At 60.8% G+C, this 855-nt stretch carries 2 protein-coding genes; both read right to left on the reverse strand.

All coding sequences use genetic code 11. The features are described 5' to 3' along the window. Positions 1–387, reverse strand: a 387-nt coding sequence (locus AC5RWX_RS33825) for a ClpX C4-type zinc finger protein (protein ID WP_494100508.1), incomplete at its 3' end; no start/stop codon positions are given. A 175-nt stretch (positions 388–562) separates the two neighbouring features. Further along, positions 563–855 (reverse strand): ATP-dependent Clp protease proteolytic subunit (locus AC5RWX_RS33830; protein WP_494100509.1); only part of this gene is annotated, 293 nt, incomplete at its 5' end.

Below are 855 nucleotides of genomic sequence, written 5' to 3' on the forward strand. Positions count from 1 at the left end.
GGTGGGACCGATGAGGAGGATATTGGACTTGGCAATTTCGACGTCGTCGTGGTGGCCGCCCTCGGCCAGGCTTCCCGACTTCGGCGCATGGCCGGCCTGGATGCGCTTGTAATGGTTGTAGACGGCGACGGCGAGGGAGCGCTTCGCAGGCTCCTGGCCGATGACGTATTCCTGCAGGAAGTCGAAGATTTCACGCGGCTTGGGAAGCTCGAAGCTGCCAAGGTCGGCAACCTCCGCCAGTTCCTCTTCGATAATTTCGTTGCAAAGCTCAATGCATTCATCACAGATGTAGACACCGGGCCCGGCAATGAGCTTGCGCACCTGCTTTTGGCTCTTTCCACAGAAAGAGCACTTCAGCAGATCCGTGCTCTCGCCAATCCGAGCCATATGTGAACCCCTTAGTATCTTGCTGCCAGGCAGCCTTGCACCGTTGCTGGAATCTCCACCAGCCTGCATGGACCGGTTGTGACAACTTCCACTCTAGGTCACATTCGCTCCCGAGGGTGGAAGGAAAAGGCCGGTGGAGCCAAATGACTGGCGCCACCGGCGCTTTACTTTACCGCTACCTGGTGATGGCCTGCGGTTTGATCTTGCGTGAATCCAGGACCTGGTCAATAAGGCCGTACGCCTGGGCTTCTTCCGCGGTGAGGATCTTATCGCGCTCGATATCGTTGTTGACCTGCTCGGACGTCCGGCCCGAGTGGTGCGCCAGCGTGTCCTCAAGCCAGGAACGCATGCGCATGACCTCGGCGGCCTGGATTTCCAGGTCGGAGGCCTGGCCGCCCTGGCCGCCGGACAGTGCCGGCTGGTGGATCAGGACGCGCGCGTTGGGCAGGGCGAGGCGCTTGCCGGGCG

Source organism: Arthrobacter sp. SPT-J7, assembly GCF_059089965.1.